The sequence below is a fragment of the Microcoleus sp. Pol10D4 genome (genome assembly GCF_036701555.1).
GTDB lineage: Bacteria > Cyanobacteriota > Cyanobacteriia > Cyanobacteriales > Microcoleaceae > Microcoleus.
Window position 1 is genome coordinate 23,955 of the sequence record NZ_JAUBRA010000017.1, and the last position, 25,259, is coordinate 49,213.

Genomic DNA, 25,259 nt, shown 5'->3' on the forward strand with positions numbered 1-25,259 from the left:
GCAGAGTTCCTTTCGATCGGCGATCTTGAGTTGGCCCTGGTGAAGAAGCTTTGATAGGGGGCGATCGCCGATATTAAGATGAGGGTGCAAGTACGATCGACCTTATGGAAGTACAGCGAGAGAGATATTCAGCAGTATCAGATACCTGATGGCAAAATTCCTTTTTCCGAGTGGTTGGAATCTCTCCCTTGACTTTAAAGGCAAAGCCAAGATTGTTAAAAGGCTTGAGCGGGTTAGCGATGGCAATCTGGGAGATTCTCGATCGCTGGGAGAGGGAGTCTGGGAATTTAGGATTGACTTTGGCCCTGGCTACCGCGTCTATTTTGGACAAATAGAAACAACTATAGTGCTTCTGCTGTGTGGCCCAGATAAAAGCACTCAAGAGCAAGATATTAGCACAGCTAAGAAATATTGGAGAGAATACAGGAGCAGAGAAAATGCCTAAAAGCGTACCTTACCATCCGTTAAAAATTAAATCTCTCAAAGACCCCTTATTTGCTGTGGCTTACCTCACAGAGATACTTGAGGAGGAAGAAGGAGATTTGGAATTAGGAATAATGCGAAAAGCGCTCAGAGATGTATTTGAGGCTCTGGGCGAACCAAATATGTCTGCTGAAGATGCTAAATTGCATCTGGAAAAATTAGATGTTTTGTTGTCGCAGAATGGAATTGCGACAATTTATGCTTTGGCAAGTTGGCTGAATGCTCTGGGATTGAAGTTGACTGTTGCGGTTGATGAAGGGGATAAAGGGGAAGAGGAAGATTCTGTTGGTGGTGCTGAGTTGGCGGAAGTTGGTAATATTTGATGAGTCGCCCATTTCCCAAACATGGCTTTTGAAGTTTTTTTGATTTTAGGGGAGCACTATGTCAGAAACCGAACTAGATTTAGTATCAATAGCCACGAGAGTATTGCAGCTTGAAGAAGAGCAAGTTATTCTGAAAAAATATCTAGCCAAACTTAAGAGGCAGTTAGAGGCACAGGAACAGAGATTTAACGATCGCCCTGAACCGCAAATGCTAGAAAGTTTGACTGCTGAAATTGCGTCCCTGCAACAGCCGTGTGATTTGGGAAATGGCGATATGTCTGTCATTGCCGAGCGACCGATCGAGCTTGACACCGAGACAGAAAAGCCAAAGTCAGACTTTCAGTATCAGTTAGTATGCGATCGTCCCAACAGTCGTGCTGTGTTGATGGAAGCTTTATCACTAGCTCAAGAGCGGCTGATTATTGTTTGCCCTTGGCTCAATTGTAACAGCATTAATGATGAATTGCTGCAAAAATTTAGAGAGTGTTTGAACCGAGGATGTTTGATAAGTATTGGGTGGGGTTATCTGGGAGATCGGCAAAGAATCGGCAAGGGATGGCGCTACAATGCTTTGGCAGATTTGCAAGAATTAGCAAGCGAATATCCTGATCAATTTAGTCTCTCTTTATTGGGAACTCACGAAAACTTTTTAGTATGTGATTCTAGTTTTGCCATGTTGGGCAGTCATAATTTGCTGACTAACAGCGACCAAAGTGCCGAAAAAGAAGTGGGAATTCGCACGAATGACTGCCAAATTGTCAAGCAATTAATTGAGCGCTTTGACAGCAGCGAAGTATTAAATGAGGAGGAGATAGAAAGGCGGTTAGTAGCGAGTTCTGATTACTTGGATAGAGCGGAGTATTTGGAAGGATTGGCGGCGGATGCTGAAGATATTGCTTTAGAGGATAGCTGTGAGGATGTGGAGGATGAGTCTGAGGAATGTCTGGAACCTGTTGTTAGTATTGAGGAGTTTTGGCAGCGTTACAGTGAGGGAGAAAGAGATTTTACAGGGATTAATTTAGCTGGTGCTGATTTCAGCGGAAAATTTCTAACTTCTGGTGTTAACTTGAGTAATGCTAATTTGAGTCAAGCTAATTTGAGGGGTGTTAATTGGCAGAGCATCAGCCTCAGCGGGGCAATTTTGAAGGGAGCAGATATGAGAGAGGGCTCTTTCTCTAGCACAAATTTTAGCGAATCTAAATTATGCGGTGTCAACCTTTCTAAGTCTAATTTATCCAGTGCCAATCTGAATCAAGCAAACTTAGTCAATGCCAACCTCGATCAGGCGAATTTATCCAGTGCCAATCTGAATCAAGCCAACTTAGTCAATGCCAATCTTTCTCAGGCTAGTTTATACAGTGCCAATCTGAATCAGGCTAATTTATCAAGATCCGACCTCGCTCAGGCTAATTTACAATCAGCTAAACTAGAAAAAGCCAAATTAAGCAAAGCAAGCTTAAGAGGATCAAAGCTAGAATCTGCAAATTTTAGTGAAGCCGATTTGAACGGTGCAAACCTCAGCGGTGCTAAACTAAATCAACAAACAAAATTCACAACTGCCAATCTCGCTGAAGCTAACTTAAGCGGGCTATACTTGAGGAAAGTAGACCTGAAAAATGCTGATTTAACAAATGCAAATCTGAGTAATTCTAACCTTTTAGAAGCCAACATCGACCGAGCAAATCTCAAGGGAGTTCAACTTGAAGGATCGATTTACAATCAAGCAACTTTATTTCCTACTGATTTCGATCCCGTGAAAGCGGGCGCTTACTTAATTGCTCCTTATGTATCGCTGCCAAATGTCGATCTAACTGGTAGGGAATTGAGCAGTGTTAACTTGATGGGAGCCAATTTACAAGATGCTAATTTGATTTCGGCAAAATTGAATAGTTCCAATTTGAGAGATGCGAATTTGAGTGGGGCAAAAATTCAGGGAGCAAGTCTAGACGGCTGTAATTTGAGTCGGGCTAATTTGAAGCAGGTAAACTTGAATGATGCAAGATTAGTTAGTGCCGATCTAACGACAGCAGACTTAACTGAATCTGACTTGCGGCAAGCTGATTTATACGGTGCAAAACTGCGTGGTGCTGACCTAATTTCAGCAGACCTCCGTGCAGCAAACTTAACAAATGCAGACTTATCTGGTGCTAACTTAACAGGTGCAAAAATAGGGGGAGCAAACTTGGTAAATGCTACACTCACTGGTGCAATTATGCCAGATGGATCTACTCACGAATAAAATTAGTTAAGGGGTTTGCTAAACAAACTCTACTCAAAAAGCCTGAATACACTCTTTCACCATAAATTAAATATAATGAGAGGTTGTCTAACAAAGTGATTGCTCTTCCGTTTCTGAGGCCGGGGGACGATCGCCCTTTAATATCTAATTACTCAAAGGCAAATACCTGCCCTTTGTCAAGCAGGGGATTGGTGAGGTTGCGGATTTGAGAGTTGGCTGCCGAGAACGGTTGGACTCTGACAGAGATTGCCACTTGATCGGGCGTTCACTACAGCACGCTGAAAAGCTATGCCCGATCGCCGGGTATGGCAATGGCTGACATCGGTGCTCTGCTAAAATTGACCCGGACGTTTGATGTGTCGATCGCAGAATTGTTCGATTTTATCGAACAGTAACAAATTACACTTAAAATAAACCAGCGCTACCAGCGCCAACCAGTTCGACCTCGCAGGGACGATCGACTGTGGGCCCAAGTAACAAATGCGAGAGTTGGCGGATAGGACGGGGCGAGGTCAGAAAGAGATGATATATTCTCAGCGGCAATTGTAGCTGTTCGATCGCCCATATCGGTCTACAATTTTTAACGTTGAGCCTTATTGAAGTGCAGGAGTGGAGCTGGCTTGGATAACGCTAGTCTGTCAAGAAAACCCGCGCAAGCCTCGGAGCTTGTCGCCGACGAAATTCCAGAAGCAGTGCGAGACCACCCATACCCAGAAGCAGGGCAGAGTCAGTCCAAGAAAAAAGGGCTGATTTGGAAACTGCTAGGGTTGGCAGCCTTAGCCTGTGGGGTCAGCATTTGGCTGCACCTCAACTTTAACTTGTTCCCAGCCACCAGTCAGGCAGAGCAAACTCAACAAAACCCAGCGCCGACGAGTTCCGCGTCTCCGTCTGTCCCGAGTCCAGCTACCACTCCAAAAGTCCCCGCAATCCCAGAAAACCTGCTGGGACACTTGCCGTACCCAGAAGCACCAGCCAAAGACTTGGTAAGCGTCACCTCCGACGGTAGCGTCAAACTCCGCTCCTCAGCAGCAGCAAAATATCAGGAAATGGCCAACGCCGCAGCGGCATCAGGCATCTATTTCGCTCCCATATCCGGCTTTCGCTCCCTGCAAGACCAACAGCACGTATTTTTTGACGTGAAAGCCGAACGCAGGCAAAACGCCAGCAAGCGAGCCGAAGTCAGCGCCCCTCCAGGTTACAGCGAACACCACACCGGTTACGCGATCGACATCGGCGACGGCAGCGCCCCGGAACACAACCTCAGCCCCAGTTTTGAAAATACCGAAGCATTCAAGTGGTTAGAAGACAACGCCGTCGCCTTCAGCTTTGAAATGTCCTTCCCCAAAAACAATCGCCAAGGCGTCAGTTACGAGCCTTGGCACTGGCGGTTTGTGGGCGACAAGCAAAGCCTCGAAACTTTCTACAAAGCTCATTCCATGAAAAAGTAGAGGGAAGAAGGAAGAAGGAAGAGGGAAGAAGGAAGAAGGAAGATTTTCCACATCCCCGGCTTTGCCACTCTCCCACTCTCCCACTCTCCCACTCTCCCACTCTCCCACTCTCCCATTCCCCCACTCCCCCACTCCCCCTCACTCCGTTGAGCCAAACTCGTGATTGCAATCTATCCAGGCAGCTTTGACCCCATTACCTTCGGTCACGCAGACATTATCGAGCGGGGATCTAAACTGTTCGATCGAATAATTGTTACCGTAGTCAGAAACCCCAGCAAAACCCCTCTCTTCACCGTAGAGGAACGGATCGAGCAGATCCGGCGCTCTACCCAACACTTGCCAAATGTAGAAGTAGACAGTTTTGAGGGTTTGACAGTAAACTATGCTAAGATTCGACAAGCCAAAGTGCTGCTGCGGGGGCTCCGGGTATTAACAGATTTTGAAATGGAACTCCAGATGGCCCACACCAATAAAACCCTTCTGGGTGAAATTGAAACAGTTTTTTTGGCAACTTCTAACGAGTACAGCTTTTTAAGTAGTAGTGTAGTTAAAGAAATAGCCAAGTTTGGTGGCTCCGTAGATCATCTTGTTCCGAAACACGTCGCCCTAGATATTTACAAATGTTACGCCAGCAGGAACCAACTCGCATCGAACCCGATAGTACCGGCATCGGCACTGAGAACGAACCACCTCAGAACACAGCCGCCTTCGGAGATCCCACCCGAACCGCAGGAGTAGACATCCAGCGGGAATTGAACAGGCTTGAGGAAATTGTTCTCGACAGCCCGCGAATTCCCATGACCAGACGCACTCTGGTGGATGAAGAACAGTTGCTCGATCAGTTAGACTTGGTGAGGCTAAATTTGCCGATCGCCTTTCAGGAAGCCGAGACAATCATCCGGCACAAAGACGACTTGCTTCAAGAGGCGGAACTTTACGCTCAGGAAGTGATAGAAGCAGCAGAACAGCGAGCAGCAGAAATTTTAAACGATATGGGTCTGCTCCAGCAGGCGAAGATAGAGGCAGATCAGTTGCGACAGCAAGTTTTGCTCGACTGTGAGGCAATTCAGCAGGCCACGCTGGCGGAAGTCGAACAAATTCGCTACCAGGCTCAGGAGGAATTGGAAGAGATGAGAGTCAGGGCGATGGCTGAATGCGAGGAAATTCAAAACGGAGCCGATGATTATGCCGACCAAGTGCTCGATAATATCGAGCACAAGTTGAGCGATATGCTGCGCGTGATCCGCAACGGGCGCGATCAGTTGGATAGTGTTTCTGCGTCGCACATCCATCACAACAACGGTTAGCCAACAGTGAACTCATTGCTTGAACATTTCTCAAAGTCTACCTAATTTAGGTAGATTTTTTTTCGCAATAGTCTCTATAGTCTTTCTTCCTCAATCCCAGCACTCGGAGACTTATTTTTGCAGACATAAGTTTTGTGAAGATAGGAGCAAATATAACCTTTTATGATATCTTACTCATCAAACAAAAAATTCCTAATTGGATTCAAATTTTTACAATCTAATTTTTACGAGGCAAAAAGTTTCTCATCGGTTCGCTGAATTTGATTTGATCGGAGCTTTAGCGATCGTCAGTGTGGTGATTACTCATGCTGGGTTCTTGGCATTTCGCGATCACAGAATTTTATTTGTGGTGATCGATACATTTCAACTATTTTGCGTACCTGCATTTTTACTATTGAGCGGTTTTTTTCTCACAAAGAAACTGGAAAATCAAAATAATCCCGCACTGGTAGTCAAAAAAAAAAACTGTCCAAAATTATACCCCCTTATCTGTTTTGGTCAGTAGCTTTGTACATCTTAAATAAGTTGGGAGAAATCCAAAAATTTGATTTACTTTCATTACTCAGAGATATCTTGACGGGTTCAGTGATGCCTCCCTATTACTTCATCGTTGTGATTGTTCAATGCTACGGCTGGTGGTGGCTTCTCGTGAAATTAATATTTTTAGAAGCCAGAAAAGTTTTGGCTTTGGGCATAACAATTCAAACAATTTTTACAATCTTCTTTTACTTAACCGCTTTCCAATACATATCAGTACCTCTACCTTTGATGGAGCGCTGGATTTTCAGTTGGATTTTACCATTTTCAACTGGTCTATTTTTGGGCGGATCGTATGACAGAATTCAACCCGTTATCGAACGGAAAAAATTGCCAATTTTAGGGACCACACTCCTTTTTTATCTAGCGAGCATTTGGGAATATTACCTAATAAGTGGAGTTAATTCGGAGGGATGGTTTCTCCGCTCGTTTTTTAAACTATCTGCTCAAGGATACGCAATTTTCTTCGTATTATTGCTCCTCGCATTTTCTAAGAGTATCGCACTTCCCAGTAGAGTATCTGGGTTAGTCAAAATATTGGCTGCTTACTCATTCCCTATATATCTCCTGGATTCTACAGTATTGAAATATGCCTTGTTAGTGTTTTATAAGTTTATTGATCCGGTAAATGCCCTGCTGAAGCTCGGCTTTTTAGTTACGGAGACTTTGTTAGGTTGTTGCGCGATTATTTACCTGTTGGAAAAAGATTTGCCCAAAAGTTACAGGTCGTACATTTTGGGAATTTAATCAAATTTAATGTTTCAGCGGATGTCTTCATAAAACTGCTTGAGATACCTTGGGGAAACGCCAAAACCCCACAAAAAACCAATCGAAAGATAGATCGCAATAGCTTTAAATTCGCCCCAACTCGCAACTCGACGATCGCTACTTTCCACTACCCGATTGACTAACTTAAGTCTCCCGCGTCGCACTAACTTCAAACACAAATCCGCTTCCTCCATAATTGGCAGCGCAGCATCGAAACCCTCGCACTCCCAAAAATCGGTACGGCGACAAAAAATAACTTGGTCGCCAAACAGCAGGCGCAATCCTTGGAAAAATAAATGAGGTCGAAATAACAGCGGCGCGTAATAAGTTTTCAGGTAATTGTGGACGGAAAAACCCCATCTTGTTTGCTGTGAACCAGCCATGAGGGAGATAAACCCGCCGCCGGCAATTTCGGCATCGGACAATGTTTTCTGGATGACTGCTACAATGTCGTCGGGAACTAAAGTATCGGCGTGGACAAAGCACAGAATTTCACCGGTGGCGACTTGAGCACCTAAGTTCATTTGCACGGAACGTCCGGCTATACTGCTAGGAATAACGCGGATGCCGGCGGAAAGTGCGATCGCCACTGTTTCGTCTTGACTGCCGCCGTCTACCACCAACACTTCCCAAGGGGGAGGATTAAGGATGCTGAGTTGGCGGAGGGTGCGTTCCAGACAATTCGCTTCGTTGAGGGCTGGGATGATAATAGAAACGCGAGCCATCTGGTTGAAATTTATGCCAGAGATAAGTAGTAGGACACAATTAATTACACAAAACTATGGGCTACAAGCCTTGTCTAGCAAAGAATCAGTGTGTAATTAATTCTGTCCATTTACTTATTATAATAAAAAACTGTGGCGATTCACAACTAACGATAAAATAGAACTTACGCGCGCGTATTCAGAAACTCGGTGTCTGCCTGCGAACTCGTCACGAAACCTCGGATTTTTCACAGAAACCGGGTTTGTTTGTCTCATTTCTATAAAATAAGCCCAAAGTGCAATCGCCCTCTATATTCCCACTAATCAGGACTAAGAAAATCGTGCAGAAAACAGAAGTAAAAAATGATTTAGAGTTTTATGAGGAAAATGCCGATAATTGGTGGGACGAAAATGCTAAAATTTATGCCTTATACCATCTAAACAAACCCAGATTTGAGTTTTTCGACAGACACGCGACTAATTGGCAAGGGCTGAAAACCTTAGATGTCGGGTGCGGCGGTGGCTTTTCTTGCGAGTTTATGGCCGAGAGAGGCGCTATTGTTTCTGGAATTGATCGATCGGACAAATGTATTGTAGCTGCTCAAAATCACGCAGTTACCAGCGGATTTGAGATTGACTACAGGCAAGGTTTTGCCGAGAATATGCCCTACCCTGACAATACCTTTGATGTTGTAATCTGCGTGGATGTTTTGGAACACGTGGCCGATTACAAAAAAGTTGTGTCAGAGGTTCACAGAATTCTTAAGCCTGGGGGATTGTTCTTTTTTGACACAATCAACCGAACTTTTTCCTCGCAAGTTGTGATGATTGGGCTGATGGAAAATATTTTGCAGGAAATTAGGCGGGGCGTTCACGATTGGGAAAAGTTTGTTACCCCGGATGAACTGTCTTTGGTAATGCGCGATACGGGTTTTGGCAAGATTGAAATTAAAGGTTTTGATATGTTTGGAGAAATGGGCGCTATTTTAGCCCAGCTACACGGTTTTTGGGGAAATCTTACAAGTGGAAAGCAGCTATTTCCTTCCAGGGCAGTTTTCAAACAAGCGGCTCAACTTTTAACAGTTAATTTCGCTAACTATATTGATTACAAAAAGTCTGGGTTGTTTAAAATCCAAATCAATGAGGATACGTCGATTATGTATGTTGGCGTAGGGGCGAAGAATTAGTCGGTTAATTGTTGACTGTTGTCATTAGGGGCGGGTTTTAGACTGGTTGTTGCGATCGACAAATCCGGCTAAAACCCGCCTCTATTGCATTTTTTAGGGTACGCACGCAGCGGTACACCTTATCCTGTTGAGTGCAATACACATATTCCGTAGGCACTGCGCCGTATCCTTACTGTATTGCGGGCAATTGAGAATTGCTATATTGGCGATCGCACGACAAACCTAAGCCTGGGCTGAGGGATACTGAGTATCGATCGAATTTTAATGACTCGCCCCAACTCTTAAAATAGCGATCGAGCAAGCATATATACTTAAATGTTAGGGCGGACATAGTGGCATCGCCCCTACCGATTCACAATTTATCAAGAATTATGCCAGCAAGTTTTCTGCCAAAATCGATCGCACAACTCACAGAATCTACCTCAATTGCCTTAGCCCAAAGCATTCAACGGGAGGCAATTACAACTCCCCTATCTTCTGGGCCAATTGCTACAACCTACGTGCGCCAAGGCAGTGGCAATACACCAATTTTGCTAATTCACGGCTTCGACAGTTCCTTGTTTGAATTCCGCCGCCTGTTGCCACTGCTAGCTGCCGAAAATGAAACTTGGGCGGTTGATTTGTTGGGTTTCGGGTTTACAGAAAGAGCGGCAGGCTTGGCATTCAGCGCGAGGGCAATTGAAAGTCACCTTTACTATTTTTGGAAAACGCTAATTTCGCAGCCTGTAATCTTAGTCGGTGCTTCAATGGGAGGTGCAGCAGCAATTGATTTCACTCTCAATTATCCAGAAGCTGTAAAACAATTAGTGTTAATAGATAGCGCAGGTTTTGCCATCAGTTCTAATAAGGGAAAGTTTTTAATTCCTCCTTTAGGGTATCTGGCAACTTCATTTTTACGCAATCCCAAAATTCGCCAGCGAATTAGCGTCAATGCTTATTTCGATAAAAATTTGGCTTCTCAAGACGCTCAAACTTGTGCTGCTTTACACTTGGAAATGCCCAACTGGAATCAAGCTTTAATTGCGTTTACCAAAAGCGGAGGTTACGGTGGTTTTGGGGAAAAATTATCGCAAATTCAGCAGCAGGCGCTGATTTTGTGGGGAAAACAAGACCGGATTTTGGGGACGGCGGATGCGGAAAAGTTTGCAAGGGCGATCGCAAATTCTCAACTAATTTGGATACCCGACTGCGGGCACGTTCCCCACTTAGAAAAGCCACAGATTACCGCGCAACATATTTTAGAATTCATCACGAAAAGCGGACTCACGCAAAAAAATTAAACCTAGGGTGCGCGGCGGCGCACCTTATATATATGTTATATATATGTTTTCCCTTGGATATTTGGTATAGTTTGAGGTCAAATAGACAGGTTTCAAACTTTCGGCAAATACTTTTGTACGATCGTCCATCCTGTGATCAACACAGTCACAAATCCCCCAAACAAAGCCAAATTAGTGCCGATGTGGAGGGGGCGGGCCCAAGGATGTTTAGGGCCAATTTGCAGCCCGCTTCCAACAGAAACCAACACCAAAGCCACAACAGCTAACCCCGCCGGTAAATGAGCCGAGTGACCCAAATTGCCGTAGTATCCTAGCGTACCGACTACACCAATTCCCAGCAGTAAAATTACCAAAGTTGCCATCCCCGCACCAGTGGCTAAATGAAAGGGACGCAGCCATTTTGGGCGGGGTTGTTTGGTACTGCGAGTAGCAAACATCCACGTTCCAGTAACGGCCAGCAACAGGTAAGCCAACAGGGAAACACCCATTGACCAAGCCGCTATTTTCCACAACCACAAGAAAGAAGGCAGATTCATCGGTTGCATCCCTAATTAGGATTTTTCACAAAAGGTTTCTTTCCGATTTTACCTGGACTTGAAAGCAAAAATGAATTATTTTGAGAGAAAGTGCGATGTGCGATCGGACTATCCACAGATTGCATCAGTCTTACTTTGAAGTCAAACCCACTTTCTCCGATACTCAGCTTAATTTACGCTAGAGATTTGTGGCTCACCTTTTTAGGAGCCACCTTTCCATTCTAGCTGGCTGGTTTTGCTCTCCATGAAAGGCATTTTATAAAACCCTAATTTTTGTTCTAAGATTAACCGGAAAAAAGGCAGACCTTCAATCAAATATCTTTTCCACAACCTTCTCGGTTCACTTAACAGTCTGTACGCCCATTCTATGCCGACTTCGCTCATCCATTTGGGGGCTCTGGCTTTGCAACCAGCTTCAAAATCAATGGTTGCACCTACGGCTAAGAAAATTTTGACGTGTGTTAATTTGCTCCTGTATTTAACCAGCCACTTCTCTTGCTTGGGAGCTCCCACTCCTATCGCTAGAACAGTCGCTCCTGATTTATTGATCGCGTCAATTATTGTTTCACATTCTTCCTCATTTTTTTCAAAGCCAAAAGAAGGAGAAAGTGCTTCAACCACTATTTCTCTACCAATTTTTTGGTTGATTTTTTCCTGGGCTTTCCTAGCAATACCTTCAGCAGCTCCTAGCAAAAATATTTTAATCTTCTCGTTATCTTTGTGATACATATAAAATGCAGGGAACAAATCAGAACCAGAAATTTTTTCTTTGAGAGGAGTACCCAAAAACTTAGAGGCATACATCAATATTTGACTGTCGCAGACTCTATAAGTAGATGTATTGTAAGCTTCATAGAAGTCGCGATCATACTGCAACTTAATCAAGTGGTCTACATTGGGTGTAAATACGACACCACCTTCGCCGTCGAGTTTTTCAAACAACTCTGTGATTGAAAAGTTATCTATCGAGACATTCAATAAATTAACTGTTTTCATTTATGATGTCCTTCCTGCTTTATATTAAACTACAACTCAAACTATTATAACCCACAATTCAGTTTCGTGTTTTAACTACGTGGGTGCTTCCGTGAACATACTTTTCTCAGTATATCCTCCTACACCCTGCCTGTCTAGTGAGGATTTTTAAAGATTATGTAAAGAATCAGCTCGTTTTAGAAAAAGTGTATAAAGCCCATTTTTAAGCTTATAACTGGCAACACAGTTTCAAGAAAAAAGCCATCCAGTGCTAATACTTGAAGCATTGCAAATGAATGTAAAAAATAGTTTATGAAGTTAAAATTTTAACCTAGTGACAAATATCTCGCAACTTCCGAGCTGGATTTCATCCAAAAGAGGTAGATTTTTTAGTTTTTGTCTCCAGGGAAGGCAAGATAGTCTCAAGCTTGAAGTGAATGAAGCAGCGATCGCATTCCTGAAAATTATCCTGATTTTTGGTGAACCAGCGACTGTCTTCTTGGTGGCGAACTGGTTTTCTTAGCCTTAAGACTTTCTGGAGCTTTTAAGACCAGACCGGATATTCCTCCAGCAATCAGCGCAAAAATCGGGTTAGTCATAGCATTCAAAACACAGTCAAACACGTACATAGTTAAGGCTACTCCCAGGGTGGCAGCAGGTGCTACTTTGGGATTAGACCAGGTTCTGGCGGGATACTTGAACACGCAAAAGACGATAACAGGAAGTAACAATGAAGAAAATAAACTAACTAAACCGACTAGACCGTTGACGCCAAATGCAATAATCCATAAGCTGTCGGTGACCGAGATATCTTTACCCCACTCGTTATACACGCGGTTTCCGCCGGAATCCCCCCAGCCAAAAAGAAATCTTTGCCGCGCTTTTTCCCCCAATATCTCTTCATTGTCAAATCTAAACTTCAAAGAGGAGGCTCGTTCTTCGCCAAATACTTGAGTGATGAATCCAATCACGTCTTCGCTCGAAAATTGACCCGATGCAGCTATGTACAGATAAAACACTATATATCCAATTATCAAGAGCAAGGGCAAAGAGGTGCGGAACAACTTGGCACAGAATAATATGAGCAATGCTATTCCAAATAAACTGTAGGCGCCAGTAGAACGACACAGGAAAAAAGCGATAGTTAATATAATTGCTAAAGTCTTGATGTTACGGCCCATAAACTTTTTAAGCGTTCCAGTTTGCCAAAGCCAAACAGCAATTAAGGCGGCTGTCATCATCCACAGGCCAACCATCAAACCGTGCTGCATAAACACTACTGGTCTCCACCCCCCCATACGCCTTGCTTGACCCCAGTCATCAAAGGCATTGACGCCGTAAATCATTTGGTGCAGAATTGGGCCCTTAACCCCTTCAACTAAAGTAAAAGGAATGTAGGCTAACCCACCTGCAAAAATCCCGATCGCCAATTGTCGCAGCCCTTCTAAATTACCCACATACAAGCGTCCTAAAAAATAAGGCAGACCCCAAGTAACGATTTGGTTGACAGTCGGAGAAATCGGGCTGCCGCCATTACTAACTTGTGAAACAATTGGACACAAACAGTAAATTACCATTGGCACGTCCAGCCAACCGGGCTTAAAAGAGGTGAGGCGCGCAGTATCGTAGATAAGAGTCCCCAGCAAAATGCCGTAGCAAGCGGCAGAGATTTTGGTATACGGTGGCAATGAGGGGATGGGATAAGAAGCTTGCGGTAAAAAAAGCCACGCTGCTACAAAACTTATAATTACCGCCCGCTGAGCCGGAAACCTCACAAACAGGTAAAAAACGACTGGAATAAAGCCGAACATAGCCAGTGGGATTAATGCAACCATAGGTTTTTTTGCAGTAAAATTGTAGAAAGACAACTCAAATTGCCAGATAAAAATTGTCGCTTAAACGATCGCCCAACCCCAATCTTTTAAATCAACCTCAATTTTACGTCTTGTTCGTTAATTGTGCCTGACGTTCCAAAGCAGTGTAGAGTGCCGCCTCGAAGAGATTAGTTGCATCCTCCCAAGTATAATTTATCACCGTTGCCAAAGCAGTCTCGGACATTGCGCGCCATTCGGCATCAGACAACTGACAAATCTGCTCGATCGCTTTTACCATATCCTCTGGGTCTTCTGGCTTGAAAAGTATGCCACCCCCGCCAGCAATTAGTTCCGGAGCCGCACGCACCGGCAGGAGTGCCGATGACTGGAGTCCCACAAGGCATAGCTTCTAAAATTAGCAAGCCGAAGCCTTCGGATCTGCTGGAAAACAGCCAAGCATCGCATTTGCTGTAAAATTCTTTTAGTTGGTCTTGAGTAGTGCCTTATTATACTCAGTGCCATCAGGCAGCAAAGTGGGAAGAAGACTATCGTGGCCAGAACTAAATGCAACTAAACGAAGGTTAGGAATTTGTTTAGCAGCTATAGACAAAGCTTTCAGGGCAATATCGCAGCCTTTCCAAGGAGTTGTAGTATAGTACATCGCGACTGTAGGAACTAATTGCTTGCCTCGCGGCTGCTTGGCTCGCGACTGGGGGTCGTAAAACTGTTTGGTGTCCACCGTAGGAGGGACGAGAGATACAGACAAATCGCCGTATTCATTATTCATTCCGAGCTATTTCTGCCAGCCACTGGGCCACAGCGATTTTGTGCATCAGCAGTCGCCAAGTTGCCTCTACTCAACCTTTTGGTACGTAGTCAAAAGCCTCATAATGTTGGAGAAAATATACTTTCCTTCCTTTGCTGGGAGAGAGTTTTGCCACCCACTCGGCAGTTTCCCACCAAGTAGCCATGACAATATCGGCATCAGGTACGTCAAGATCAGTAATTGGACGGTTGGTTTCGATAACTCGACTTTCGACATCCACTTTGTCAAAGTGAGACTTTTGTGTCTTGGGAGCGGACTCCCAACCCCTATCCCTCAGCAGCGATCACAATTGTTGGAGCAAAGTCGGTTGCGGCAGGGGCATAGAGAAGAACTCCACCAAACGATATTGAGTTTCTCCCCAGAATCCCGCGCCGAAAACGCCCGTAGCGCCGAATTTCAAATGGCAGCGCGGCACTTAGCATCCAACCAGAATTTTTTCCTCCACTTTTTCCTCCACATAGTAGGGAGAAAAGCAATCTATGTTAACCTCGCGGTTTTTAGATTTGTCTACAGCAACTTCCAATGCCGCTTCAAAATGATCCGTGGCATCTTCCCAAGTATAATTGTTTACCTTGGCATAGGCGGCTTCAGACATGGCTTGCCACTTGGAATTTGGCAACTGACAGATAGACTCTATGGCTTTTGCCATTTCTTGAGGATCTTCTGGTCTTACAAGTAGGCCAGTACCGCCGCTCAAAATTTCAGGAGCAGCACCTGCTGGGGTACTGATGACGGGAGTGCGGCACGCCATCGCTTCGATAATTGGCAAGCCGAAGCCTTCTGAGCGGCTCGCCAGCAGCCATGCATCGCATTTGCTGTAATAGTCTTTGATTTTGTCTTGGTCGGGTTGAATTACATACTCGGCATTGGCCGGTAGGGGCAATTCCGAGGATGGGGCATCTACACCGAAGGCAACCAGACGCAAGTTGGGGATCTTTTCGGCTGCTAGGGAAAAAGCTTTGAGGGCGATGTCGGTTCCTTTCCAGTAGATTGTAGAGTACATTAGGCCAACTGTAGGAACCGATTGTTTGTTGCGAGGACAGGCGTAAAATTGTTTGGTGTCCACGCTAGGAGGAGCTAAGGAAACTTGGTCATCGCCATATTTAGTCCGAGCTAGCTCAACTAACCACTCAGAGATCGTAATTTTGTGCATTGGCAGCATCCAAGTTGCTTCTACTCTTCCTTGAGGTAGATAGTCAAAAATTTCGTGGTGCTGGATAAAATAAGCTTTTGCTCCTTTGCTAGGAGAGAGTTTGGCTACCCACTCGGCGGTTTCCCACCAGGTGGCAACTACTACGTCAGCGTCAGGTACATCTTTGTCTTCTACGGGGCGGTAGCGATCGGTAATTTTGTGTTCTACACCTAAGTTATCGAAAAATGAGGGTTCATTTTCAGGTGGGGAAATCCAACCCCCTCCCCGCAGCAGCGACTTGACTTGCTTGCGAATACTCGGCTGGGGAAGGGGTACAGAGATGACGAACACTGAGTGTCCTCGCTTTCTCAAAAGTTCTGCGAAAATAGATATTACTCGTATTCCACCAGTCAGAGACAGAGTAGGAAGAACAAAGGTGATTTTCATTTTTAACTCCCGCTGAAGACTTTAACTCGCTTTCGGCGCTGCTACCAGCGCTGATGTTAGAGCCGAAAAGGAAAGAGGGGCGGGTGAATATTCATTACCGCTTTCCTGGTGTTTACATAGAATCCAACCCATCGAACGACTGTTCGCAACACCCCAATATCTATCTGCCAAAACTTGAATGTCGTTGCATTGATAATAAGGATTGATGTGCTCGCAAAACAGTTCCTGGAGGGATAATTTTCAGGTCAGCTAAAGTTCCTCCTGAAGATAGATACCTCATCAAATAGGAGCTTTGTTCGCGACAAACACTAAGCTAGACAACACCCTCGGTTGAAGATAACATCATTTACGATCCAACAGACAGGGATGTACGGTAAACCGAATATCAGCCAACTTTTAATGTGGGGAGAAAGGTAGCATAAGCAACAATATGCAGTAGATAGACACCGTTTTTGGCAAAATTTTATACTCGATTCAAGAGGGGAATTCTTACCTTGAGGATGTTGATTGCCTCATTGAACCAACAGAGCTAAATACAATCAGTCGCTGTGGTTTTTTGGTAACTGTGCTGTCGGTATTGCTTGATACAATATCCTATTTGGTCAAGATTCAGAGATGGTGGTTTTCTCAAATACCAGCAGGGGCGCGATCGCGCGAATCACCGTTGTGGACGCGGGAATGAAGCGAGAAACCCTGTTTTTTAAGAGATATCCCTCCCCCTTAATTGTCGTATGTTCATGAAAAAAGATGGTTGAGGCGTCCACTGTTTGAAAAAATAGGTTTCCCAATAGTGCTACATAACATAGAGCTTCACCGATATAAATTTAATTAGCTGCCTGAGTTTTAAAGGTGTTAATAAAAGGCGATCGCCTGAAAATTTTCCCACAAGAGACTGCCACTGCGGGGCAGAGTATATGTAGCGTTCCTGCCCAATTCCTGTCTAAGTAATTACCGTAATAAAACTTGAGCAGCAACTTATCAAATGACCCTATAAAGATCAAAGGAATACTCAAGGGGGATCGGCCTATATCGTACAAACTTTGACTCCTAAGCAGTAGCAGCAGCTTCGTGGTATGTATCAAACGATTTCGCCTACAAAAAATTGGATGTTATGAAAGCATAATTTTTCCTAAGTTGGCAATTCCAGATGACAATCGGTGTGATCTTGGAGGCCCGGCTGCCGATGCTTGTAGCGATATGTGGGCCAGTTTTCATGCAGCTAAAATTATGCGATCGCCAGCAAAACCAAACCTAGAATTAAAAGCAGATGTCTTAACGGAAAGCATCTTCCGCTGGGAAGATATGAACGTTCGATTATTGCACAGCATCAGTCAAGAGCCCAGTAGAATCAGCATGAATGCCAGCAAACACTTGTCGCTGCTAGTTGGCATTAACCGCAGCTACAGCCACATATACCTTGCCGAAGCTTAAAATTTATCAGGGTACATTATCGCCTGTGGCAGTGCCATGCCGCCCCGATGATGAGGGAAGATATTAGTCAGGAGAGAGAGTGGGGAAAAGGGTCAATTGTTACTGTAGAATTGCAGGCGATAGTCGCTGAAAAAGCAGCTAGTTAAAGAGGATTTGCCAACCAATAGTTGCTAGGGCTAAATCTGCGATCGCGTGGCTGATATAACTCGACCACAGCGAACGGTAAGTTAGATAAGAATGCGACCAAGTTATCCCGGCGGCGAAGACAGCTAAGGAACCTAAGATAACAGCCTGCCAGTCGCTGTAAGCTGCTATTACAAAAATGTGGTGGAGCGTGAAAAATAGCGAACTCAGAAATATTGCTTTTGTACCCGGTATGAGAATCTGGCACTTGTTGCAGACAAACCACCGCCAAGTAAATTCTTCAATCAGTGAGTTAACTAGCACAAAATATGCTTCTACAATCAAGTAAATAGTAGGGCTGCTAATACCTAATTGGTGCGATTTTTCTTTAGCAACTACAGGATCGATCCAGTGTTGGCCGAAAAGCCGATAGATACCTAGAATCATCGCAAACATGAATATTCCCCAAATAGATCCAGCCAGCAATTCTTGCCGCTTGGGCAGGGATAAACTGAGCTTTTCGCGATCGACAAAAACAGACCATGCGATCGGAAAAACCAGCAACCAAAGTTGACAGAAGACTGACAGTGTTTTTCCCCAGCTTCCAGGGGCAATATACAAGGCTGCTATGATACCGATACTAGCCGCAGGGACAAGTAGTGTTAGAGCCAATAGTGCTGTTTTGCGATCGCCGATATCCAGCATTTTGCACGCTTTATTTGAAAATTGGATTGATATCAAAGGTAAAAGCTTGGCAGCGGCGCACAGGTGATACCAATAAAAAAAAATGCAACTGTATGCCAGTGTTCAAAACCCTTATGCAGTCAGCCATTCCCAAGTGTTTAATCTAAAATTTAAAATGGTATGAGTTTTGTGCCACTTATAAAAGTGGCGCTTATTTGTTGCAACCAAAAATATGCAGTTGCACAAAATTGAAGACTCCGCTGCTAAAGCAGTTTTGATTAGAACTAAGTATTTATGCAAGCACAAGTTGATAATCTATTTGCATTTGGGGTTCAAAATACAATAATATAATTGAATCCCTCGTAGCTGTGTATTTTGGCTGAATGACGATCGCAATTGATTTTGGAACTAGCAACACTGTCGTCGCTCGCTGGAATCAAGCCCTCCAGCAGCCCGAAACTTTGAAATTACCGGGATTGTCGGCAATCTCGGCTCAAAATCCGCCCCTAATTCCCAGTTTACTCTACGTTGAGGACGCTGCTCAAAGTAAAGTTATACTCGGTCAGCAAGTCCGCGACAAAGGCCTGGATTTGAGTGGAGATTCTCGGTTTTTTCGCAATTTTAAGCGGGGAATTGGCACTTCTGTTCAGGGTTTTGTGCCGGAACTGGACGGGGAACTTATTACTTTTGAACAAGTAGGTGAGTGGTATTTGAGCCAAATTGTGAACTCAATTCGCGAACTGCCTTTGCCGATCGACTCTTTGATTTTTACAGTGCCTGTAGATAGTTTTGAAGCTTACCGCCATTGGTTGGGCAAAGTGTCTCAATCTCTCGAAGTAGAACAGGTGCGGATGTTGGACGAACCTACGGCGGCTGCTTTGGGTTACGGTTTAGCCGATCGCGAAAATCTGTTAGTCATTGATTTCGGCGGCGGAACTCTAGACCTTTCTTTAGTGCGTTTGGACGCTTCCTCCGACAAAAAGCCCCTCGGTTTTATCCTGAAGTGGGGCGAAAAGCTATTAGCTGAATCTTCAGCGCAAAAAACAAAAGTTGCCCGGGTTTTGGCTAAAGCCGGACAAAATTTAGGCGGTTCTGATATTGATAATTGGCTGGTTGACTATTTTGTTAAAACAAAAGGGCTGGCAAAATCTCCCATTACAACGAGATTGGCAGAACGGTTAAAGATTCAGTTGTCTTTGGTGAATCAGGCAGTTGAGGTTTATTTTGATGATGAAAATTTTGAGAGTTACGAATTAGAATTAGACCGAACTCGTTTTGAATCTATCCTCGCTGAACATCAGTTTTTTGACAAACTGGACGACTGCATGAATCAAGTATTGCAGCAAGCGCGGCGCCAAGGCTTAGAAATTGGCGACATCGACGCAGTTTTGCTAGTTGGCGGTACTGTGCAAATCCCCGCTGTCGGGCGTTGGGTGGAGCAATATTTCGAGCCGGCCAAAATTCGCTGTGACAAACCCTTTGAGGCGATCGCCCAAGGTGCTCTGCAACTGAGTCAAGGCATAGAAATCAAAGATTTTCTCTATCACAGTTACGGCATTCGCTACTGGAACCGCCGCGACAATTGCCACAGTTGGCACAGTTTAATTAAATCCGGCCAATCTTATCCGATGAGCGAACCGGTAGAATTAGTCTTGGGGGCTTCTTTAGAAAGTCAGCCAAGTATAGAATTAATTATCGGCGAATTGGGAGCGGAAACTGGCGGCACGGAGATATATTTTGACGGTGACAGGCTAATTACTCGCCAACTCGCGGGCCAAACATCGGTACAGCCCCTAAATGATAAAGAAGGAGCCCGCAGTATCGCTCAATTGACGCCGCCTGGGTATCCGGGGAGCGATCGCATCAAAATCTTCTTCCGCGTTGACGAACAGCGCTTTTTGCGAATTACCGTGGAAGATTTGCTGACAAATGAAACTTTGTTAGAGGATAAACCCGTGGTGCAGTTAAGTTAAGGATAGGTTTTACAGGTAAGGTGCGCTTCGGCGCACCCTACTGATTGCCTTCAAAACAAATTGTTAAAAGCAAATGAACTACAAACTAGAATGTCCACTCTCTCCAGAACTAGAAAAGTATCGCGACAGCATCGAAGCTACCATTAAACCTTACATCGAAATTAAAACCCAGAAGAATGATGACGTTAATTGGTGGCAGAGTAAATTTGGGGGATTTCCTTATTTACCTAAAGGCTTTGAATATCCCAAAACTTGTGACGGTAAATATTTATTCTTGCTAGCGCAACTCAACTTTGATGAAATACCGCCTTTAGATGGTTTTCCCGATCGCGGAATTTTGCAGTTTTATATAGCTGACGATGACCTATATGGTTTAAATTTAGACAATTCTGCCAATGCAGATAATCATACAATCGAAGACCAATTCAAAATAATCTATTTTCCTCAGCCCAACTTCAAAGTTGAAAACATCATTACCAATTATGATTTTTTGCCGCCACCAGAATCTTTTCCTGTTAATGGCTGTTGCGGCTTGCAATTTACTAAAAAATATGCGCCGATTAGCACCAGTGACTACCAATTTACACAAATTTTAGGATCGGAAATTGAAGAGTTATTTATGAACTCTGAAATTGAGGATGAGTACCGAGAAATATCGCATTCCTTTGGTCATAAAATAGGTGGTTATCCTTATTTTACACAAGACGACGCAAGAAAATATAGTAATACATCTGAGCAAAAACAAAAGCTAGATATTCTTCTATTCCAAATGGATAGCGATGCCAATGAGACAGTAGATATCATGTGGGGAGACAGTGGTGTCGGTAACTTTTTTATTGATGAATCAGCACTCAGAGAATTAGATTTTAGTAAAGTTTTATACAATTGGGATTGTTGTTAAAAGCAGCAGTTAAGTAAGCACACCTAAAAAAACATAGTACCCAGAACCCCGACTTCTTTAAGAAGTAGGGGTTCTAACAGATTGAATAGTGTTTAACTATGCCCAATGCCCAATGCCCAATGCCCAAGGGTCTAAATTTCAGATTTGTGCACAACCACGGGTGTTCCCACCGAGGCCCATTCAAATAGCCATTTAGCGTGATTGACAGCTACATTTGTGCAGCCGTGAGTAACTGGATTGCCAAACAAATTGTGCCAGTAAGCGCCGTGAATTGCCATGCCTCCGTCGTAATACATTGTATAGGGAACATCCGGCACATCGTAGTCATCCCCAGTCATTCTAGTAACGCGGTGTTTGGTTTGAACGGCAAAGGTTCCCGTGCGGGTGGGAGTCGATGATTTGCCGCTGGAAATAATTACCGCGTAAACGGGTGTATTTCCTTCCCAAGCTATTAACCTTTGTCTTGACAAATCTATTTCAATCCAGCGTTCGCTGGATTGCTGCAACAGCATAATTTTATTGGCAATTATGTTGTGCTGTTCGCTGGCAAATGCGGTCATTGAACCGCCGCAGAATGTAGCAAAAGTGAGGGCGAAGCCGGCACAGAAAGTTGCAGCGCGACGGAAGTAAGTTGAGTTAATAGTCCTGTTCATTTCTCACACCTCGTACTATTTTAGATTTTAGATTTTAGATTTTAGATTGGCTTGTACTATTTTAGATTTTAGATTTGAAATGTTGGATTTGAAAGAGGGCTTAACAAGTTGTTAAGTTTTGGGTAAGATCTCGTGCAATTTGGACGATCGCGCGCCAATCGCGATTTTCCACTAAGTGTTTAGGAAATAAGTCTCCGGCTAAACCAACGGCGATCGCCCCGGCGTCAATAAATACTTTCGCATTTTCCAGCGTTACCCCGCCAGTGGGAATTAAAGGAATGTTTCCCAGGGGGCCTTGCAGGCTTTTCAGGTAAGCCGCGCCTCCCAAAGCCGATATCGGAAACACTTTAACGCAGGTAGCGCCTGCTTGCCACGCGGTGACAATTTCCGTAGGAGAAAAAGCACCGGGGACGATCGGCACTCCGGCATCAACTGCTGTTTTAATCATAGCTACATCGGTGTGAGGAGTAAACAGAAATTGAGCGCCGCAGTCTATTGCTTGCTGCAACTCTTCTAAGTTTAATAAAGTGCCAGTGCCAATACTAAAAGTAGGGAATTCGGAGCGGAGTTGGGCAATTAATTCAGCGGCTTTGTGGGTGTTCCAAGTAATTTCAATGAACTGGATTCCGCCTGCTGCTACCGATGATGCCATCTGCCGAGCGAGTTCTTTTTCGGAGGAACGGATAACTGCGATCGCGCGGTGTTTTTTTAGTAGTGTCAACCAAGATTGATGATTCATGCTAACTTATTTCGCTCCCAGATAATTTAATACAGTTCATATCGGAAGACCGAGCGGTTTCAACCGCGTCTATACAAACAAAACCCACCTCCGTGGGTTTCCGAGGGGGCGGTTAAAATTGCGTTATGTTCTTTACACCACAGGCGAGTGGACTGCGTTTGACTCGCTAGCTAGAGTAAGTAAAGCTTCAGCATCGCTCGGTTGTGCCATCCATATTACCGCCATTTGCATAACCTCGCTCTACCCGTTGTAATGAGCAACAACTTTAGTCACTTTTCCGGTTGAACTGACTTCCATAAACTCACCTGCCTTCGTGCCTTTTTGGTTGATGTAGTAAAGGACAACACTGGAAACTCCCCACATCACATCAAGCAACTCAAACTTGAGGTCAGGATAAACTTCCAGCCCCTTTTTGAAGTAGTTTCGTAGCGCTTCTTTGCCTGTCACTGTCCCAGATGGTTCGTTTAGCAGTTGCGCTGCGACAGGCGATATCAGAATTACATCTTCTGCGTAATGGGACATGATTCGATCGAGGTTATGAGTATTCCAAGCTTCTACCCAATCAAGTGCAAGTTCACGCGCTCTATCTTCAGTGACGATCATGGTTTGCTACTCCAATGCTTTTTTTCGCTGCTTCCTGTGTGCCTACAAAAAAATCGGGGCGATTCCAGACAATCCCAGAATCACCCCAATTATTGATTTCAAACTTTAGATTTAATCTAAAATCCAAAATCCAAAATCCAAAATTGATTAGGCGATAGTCGCCATTTTCACATCGCTATTAGCTAACAAATTTTGCAATTCATCAGCATCCACAGTTTCCTTTTCAACTAGCATATCTGCCAAAGCATTAAGGACGTGGCGGTTGCCGACGAGTACATCTTTAGCGCGGCGGTAAGCTTGTTCTACCAACAAACGCACTTCATCGTCGATCGTCGCTGCGGTTTCTTCAGAGAAATCGCGTTCAGCCATGATATCGCGACCCATGAACATATTCCCTTGTTGGCGACCGAGAGCTACAGGGCCTAGCCGATCGCTCATTCCGAAGCGAGTCACCATTTGCCGCGCTACTCTTGCCACTTGCTGCAAGTCGTTCGACGCCCCAGTCGTTACTTCTTCCTCGCCGAAGACAATCTCTTCAGCAATGCGGCCGCCCAAAGCTACCGCCATTTGATTTTGCAAGTAAGACCGAGAATACAAGCCAGAATCCATCCGATCTTCGCTGGGTGTGAACCAAGTCAAACCGCCAGCGCGGCCGCGGGGGATAATGCTAATTTTCTGCACGGGGTCATAGTCGGGCATCAGCGCGCCGACTAAAGCGTGACCGGCTTCGTGGTAAGCTACCAAAGTTTTGCGCTTTTCGCTCATCACGCGGTCTTTCTTTTCCGGGCCTGCGAGCACGCGGTCGATCGCATCATTGACTTCATCCATCGAGACTTCGGTCAAGTTGCGGCGGGCGGCCAAAATTGCTGCTTCGTTTAGCAGGTTTGCCAAATCAGCACCTGTGAAACCAGGTGTCCGGCGGGCGATTTTTTCCAAGTCCACGTCTTTCGACAAAGTTTTGCCGCGGGCGTGAACGTTGAGAATTTCTAGGCGGCCTCCGAAGTCGGGGCGATCGACTACAACTTGGCGATCGAAGCGACCCGGACGCAGCAGCGCCGCATCGAGCACATCGGGGCGGTTCGTGGCAGCAATCAGAATGATGCCAGTATTCCCCTCAAAGCCGTCCATTTCTGTCAGCAACTGGTTCAGGGTTTGTTCCCGTTCGTCGTTACCACCGCCCAAACCAGCGCCCCGCTGGCGACCTACCGCGTCAATTTCATCGATAAATACGATGCAAGGAGCGTTCGATTTAGCTTGTTCAAACAAGTCGCGGACGCGGGAAGCACCGACACCCACGAACATTTCCACAAATTCTGAACCGGAAATCGAGAAGAAGGGAACGCCTGCTTCTCCAGCCACTGCTTTTGCCAGCAGGGTTTTGCCTGTTCCGGGAGGGCCGACCAGCAGCACGCCTTTGGGGATTTTTGCTCCGACTGCGGTGAAGCGATCGGCATTTTTCAGGAAGTCCACGACTTCTGCGAGCTCTAGCTTGGCTTGTTCGATGCCGGCCACGTCGCCGAAAGTCACCTGGGTTTGTGGCTCCATTTGGACTCTAGCTTTGGATTTGCCGAAGTTCATGGCTTGGTTGCCGGGCCCGTTTTGGGCGCGCCGCACCAGGAAAAACAGTCCCACCAAGAGCAGGATCGGGAAGAACAGGCTGCTGAGGGCTTTTACCCAGAAGCCTTCGTCGCTTTGGGGCAGAACTGAAATATCTACGTTATTTTTGGTCAGGATGTTGATCAGTTCTGGGTCGTTTGGCAAGTTAACGAGTACCTTGTTGCCGTCCTGGGCTGTGACCAGGGCTTTGCTGCGATCGGAACTGATATTTATTTTGTCTACTCTCTTGCCTTCGACTTCCTGAATGAATTGACTGTACTTCCAGACTTCCCGGCTTGGGGGCTGTTTATCAAAAAATGCGGTTGCTAAGGCAATGACTACAATAGCCAGCAGTGCGTACAGGCCAGCGTTTCTCCAGCGTTTATTCACCGAGGTCGATCTCCTAATTTTTAGTCCCTGTGACTTGGGAATTTTTATTTATGTTCATCAATCTTAACGTAATTATAACTTGTTTTTGGGTGGCAGGAATCTCGGCAAGGGCGATCGGCTTTCTGAGGTGGTGGAAACCGAACTGCCCTGGACGCCGTCT

27 protein-coding genes and 1 pseudogene are annotated in these 25,259 nt (G+C 45.0%); 13 read left to right on the forward strand and 15 right to left on the reverse strand.

The annotated features are described in order from the left end of the window. The first annotated feature begins 78 nt into the window (after positions 1-78). The 3 genes and pseudogenes from QUA36_RS11405 (at position 79) to QUA36_RS11415 (ending at position 3,045) form a co-directional block, all read left to right on the forward strand. A pseudogene (locus tag QUA36_RS11405) lies at positions 79-445 on the forward strand (type II toxin-antitoxin system RelE/ParE family toxin). Beyond that, the gene (locus tag QUA36_RS11410; protein WP_333457453.1) at positions 438-806 is read left to right on the forward strand and encodes a transcriptional regulator; all 369 of its coding nucleotides are present in this window, start codon (positions 438-440) and stop codon (positions 804-806) included. The pseudogene QUA36_RS11405 and the gene QUA36_RS11410 overlap by 8 nt, the downstream one beginning before the upstream one ends. A gap of 58 nt (positions 807-864) precedes the next feature. Next, positions 865-3,045 (forward strand): pentapeptide repeat-containing protein, encoded by a 2,181-nt coding sequence (locus tag QUA36_RS11415; protein ID WP_333457455.1) that lies wholly within the window; start codon positions 865-867, stop codon positions 3,043-3,045. A gap of 421 nt (positions 3,046-3,466) precedes the next feature. Here QUA36_RS11415 and QUA36_RS11425 read toward each other — a convergent pair whose 3' ends face one another. After that, positions 3,467-3,610, reverse strand: coding sequence for a hypothetical protein (locus QUA36_RS11425; protein WP_333457457.1), 144 nt, complete (start codon positions 3,608-3,610; stop codon positions 3,467-3,469). Positions 3,611-3,665: 55 nt separating this feature from the next. On the opposite strand from QUA36_RS11425, the gene QUA36_RS11430 reads away from it, so the two are divergent. The 5 genes from QUA36_RS11430 to QUA36_RS11450 all read left to right on the forward strand — a co-directional run bounded on the left by QUA36_RS11430 (position 3,666) and on the right by QUA36_RS11450 (position 7,084). Further along, complete coding sequence (locus QUA36_RS11430; RefSeq protein WP_333457459.1) at positions 3,666-4,493, forward strand: M15 family metallopeptidase; 828 nt, start codon at positions 3,666-3,668, stop codon at positions 4,491-4,493. Positions 4,494-4,652: 159 nt separating this feature from the next. Beyond that, on the forward strand, positions 4,653-5,231 hold the full coding sequence (gene coaD / locus QUA36_RS11435; protein ID WP_333457461.1) for a pantetheine-phosphate adenylyltransferase: 579 nt from the start codon (positions 4,653-4,655) through the stop codon (positions 5,229-5,231). Beyond that, positions 5,114-5,800 (forward strand): DivIVA domain-containing protein, encoded by a 687-nt coding sequence (locus tag QUA36_RS11440; RefSeq protein ID WP_333168520.1) that lies wholly within the window; start codon positions 5,114-5,116, stop codon positions 5,798-5,800. The genes coaD and QUA36_RS11440 overlap by 118 nt, the downstream gene beginning before the upstream one ends. Positions 5,801-6,095: 295 nt before the next feature. Next, complete coding sequence (locus QUA36_RS11445; RefSeq protein WP_333457525.1) at positions 6,096-6,305, forward strand: hypothetical protein; 210 nt, start codon at positions 6,096-6,098, stop codon at positions 6,303-6,305. A gap of 2 nt (positions 6,306-6,307) precedes the next feature. Then, positions 6,308-7,084: an acyltransferase family protein gene (locus QUA36_RS11450; protein ID WP_333168518.1), complete on the forward strand. Its 777-nt coding sequence runs from the start codon at positions 6,308-6,310 to the stop codon at positions 7,082-7,084. 14 nt (positions 7,085-7,098) lie between these two features. On the opposite strand, the gene QUA36_RS11455 is transcribed toward QUA36_RS11450, so the two are convergent. Next, positions 7,099-7,830, reverse strand: a complete 732-nt coding sequence (locus tag QUA36_RS11455; RefSeq protein WP_333455267.1) for a TIGR04283 family arsenosugar biosynthesis glycosyltransferase — start codon at positions 7,828-7,830, stop codon at positions 7,099-7,101. Between the two features lie 320 nt (positions 7,831-8,150). Here QUA36_RS11455 and ubiG point away from each other — a divergent pair, with 320 nt between their 5' ends. Then, the gene (gene ubiG / locus QUA36_RS11460) at positions 8,151-8,996 is read left to right on the forward strand and encodes a bifunctional 2-polyprenyl-6-hydroxyphenol methylase/3-demethylubiquinol 3-O-methyltransferase UbiG (RefSeq protein ID WP_333457463.1); all 846 of its coding nucleotides are present in this window, start codon (positions 8,151-8,153) and stop codon (positions 8,994-8,996) included. 169 nt (positions 8,997-9,165) lie between these two features. Here ubiG and QUA36_RS11465 read toward each other — a convergent pair whose 3' ends face one another. Continuing rightward, positions 9,166-9,327, reverse strand: a complete 162-nt coding sequence (locus QUA36_RS11465; RefSeq protein ID WP_333457465.1) for a hypothetical protein — start codon at positions 9,325-9,327, stop codon at positions 9,166-9,168. 40 nt (positions 9,328-9,367) lie between these two features. On the opposite strand from QUA36_RS11465, the gene QUA36_RS11470 reads away from it, so the two are divergent. After that, the gene (locus tag QUA36_RS11470) at positions 9,368-10,276 is read left to right on the forward strand and encodes an alpha/beta hydrolase (RefSeq protein WP_333457467.1); all 909 of its coding nucleotides are present in this window, start codon (positions 9,368-9,370) and stop codon (positions 10,274-10,276) included. A gap of 92 nt (positions 10,277-10,368) precedes the next feature. On the opposite strand, the gene QUA36_RS11475 is transcribed toward QUA36_RS11470, so the two are convergent. The 7 genes from QUA36_RS11475 to QUA36_RS11505 form a co-directional block, all read right to left on the reverse strand. Continuing rightward, positions 10,369-10,812 carry a DUF4079 domain-containing protein gene (locus QUA36_RS11475; RefSeq protein WP_333168611.1) on the reverse strand — a complete coding sequence of 148 codons (444 nt, stop codon included), beginning with the start codon at positions 10,810-10,812 and terminating at the stop codon, positions 10,369-10,371. Positions 10,813-11,013: 201 nt separating this feature from the next. Further along, positions 11,014-11,808 (reverse strand): WecB/TagA/CpsF family glycosyltransferase, encoded by a 795-nt coding sequence (locus QUA36_RS11480; protein WP_333457469.1) that lies wholly within the window; start codon positions 11,806-11,808, stop codon positions 11,014-11,016. Positions 11,809-12,251: 443 nt separating this feature from the next. After that, positions 12,252-13,622 (reverse strand): O-antigen ligase domain-containing protein, encoded by a 1,371-nt coding sequence (locus QUA36_RS11485; RefSeq protein WP_333457471.1) that lies wholly within the window; start codon positions 13,620-13,622, stop codon positions 12,252-12,254. A 103-nt stretch (positions 13,623-13,725) separates the two neighbouring features. After that, a complete protein-coding gene (locus tag QUA36_RS11490; protein WP_333168607.1) occupies positions 13,726-13,968 on the reverse strand; it encodes a hypothetical protein in 243 nt (80 codons plus the stop codon). 114 nt (positions 13,969-14,082) lie between these two features. Continuing rightward, positions 14,083-14,388, reverse strand: coding sequence for a hypothetical protein (locus QUA36_RS11495; protein WP_333168606.1), 306 nt, complete (start codon positions 14,386-14,388; stop codon positions 14,083-14,085). A gap of 70 nt (positions 14,389-14,458) precedes the next feature. Further along, positions 14,459-14,647, reverse strand: coding sequence for a hypothetical protein (locus QUA36_RS11500; RefSeq protein ID WP_333168605.1), 189 nt, complete (start codon positions 14,645-14,647; stop codon positions 14,459-14,461). Positions 14,648-14,842: 195 nt separating this feature from the next. Next, a complete protein-coding gene (locus QUA36_RS11505; RefSeq protein WP_333457473.1) occupies positions 14,843-16,006 on the reverse strand; it encodes a glycosyltransferase family 4 protein in 1,164 nt (387 codons plus the stop codon). A gap of 1,134 nt (positions 16,007-17,140) precedes the next feature. On the opposite strand from QUA36_RS11505, the gene QUA36_RS11510 reads away from it, so the two are divergent. Continuing rightward, positions 17,141-17,437 carry a hypothetical protein gene (locus QUA36_RS11510; RefSeq protein ID WP_333455215.1) on the forward strand — a complete coding sequence of 99 codons (297 nt, stop codon included), beginning with the start codon at positions 17,141-17,143 and terminating at the stop codon, positions 17,435-17,437. Between the two features lie 138 nt (positions 17,438-17,575). Here QUA36_RS11510 and QUA36_RS11515 read toward each other — a convergent pair whose 3' ends face one another. Then, positions 17,576-18,265 carry a CPBP family intramembrane glutamic endopeptidase gene (locus QUA36_RS11515; protein WP_333457475.1) on the reverse strand — a complete coding sequence of 230 codons (690 nt, stop codon included), beginning with the start codon at positions 18,263-18,265 and terminating at the stop codon, positions 17,576-17,578. A 362-nt stretch (positions 18,266-18,627) separates the two neighbouring features. Between QUA36_RS11515 and QUA36_RS11520 the strand changes: the two genes are divergently transcribed. Both QUA36_RS11520 and QUA36_RS11525 read left to right on the forward strand, forming a co-directional pair. Beyond that, positions 18,628-20,217: an Hsp70 family protein gene (locus QUA36_RS11520; RefSeq protein WP_333161957.1), complete on the forward strand. Its 1,590-nt coding sequence runs from the start codon at positions 18,628-18,630 to the stop codon at positions 20,215-20,217. A 73-nt stretch (positions 20,218-20,290) separates the two neighbouring features. Next, complete coding sequence (locus tag QUA36_RS11525) at positions 20,291-21,118, forward strand: YwqG family protein (RefSeq protein ID WP_333457477.1); 828 nt, start codon at positions 20,291-20,293, stop codon at positions 21,116-21,118. Between the two features lie 131 nt (positions 21,119-21,249). Here QUA36_RS11525 and QUA36_RS11530 read toward each other — a convergent pair whose 3' ends face one another. From QUA36_RS11530 to ftsH3, 4 genes are all read right to left on the reverse strand, one after another. Beyond that, positions 21,250-21,771, reverse strand: coding sequence for a L,D-transpeptidase (locus QUA36_RS11530; RefSeq protein WP_333161953.1), 522 nt, complete (start codon positions 21,769-21,771; stop codon positions 21,250-21,252). 100 nt (positions 21,772-21,871) lie between these two features. Beyond that, complete coding sequence (locus tag QUA36_RS11535; RefSeq protein WP_333161952.1) at positions 21,872-22,510, reverse strand: bifunctional 4-hydroxy-2-oxoglutarate aldolase/2-dehydro-3-deoxy-phosphogluconate aldolase; 639 nt, start codon at positions 22,508-22,510, stop codon at positions 21,872-21,874. Positions 22,511-22,750: 240 nt separating this feature from the next. Next, on the reverse strand, positions 22,751-23,113 hold the full coding sequence (locus QUA36_RS11540) for a nuclear transport factor 2 family protein (protein WP_190733226.1): 363 nt from the start codon (positions 23,111-23,113) through the stop codon (positions 22,751-22,753). 147 nt (positions 23,114-23,260) lie between these two features. Further along, a complete protein-coding gene (gene ftsH3 / locus QUA36_RS11545; RefSeq protein ID WP_333161948.1) occupies positions 23,261-25,099 on the reverse strand; it encodes an ATP-dependent zinc metalloprotease FtsH3 in 1,839 nt (612 codons plus the stop codon). Positions 25,100-25,259: the final 160 nt, after the last annotated feature.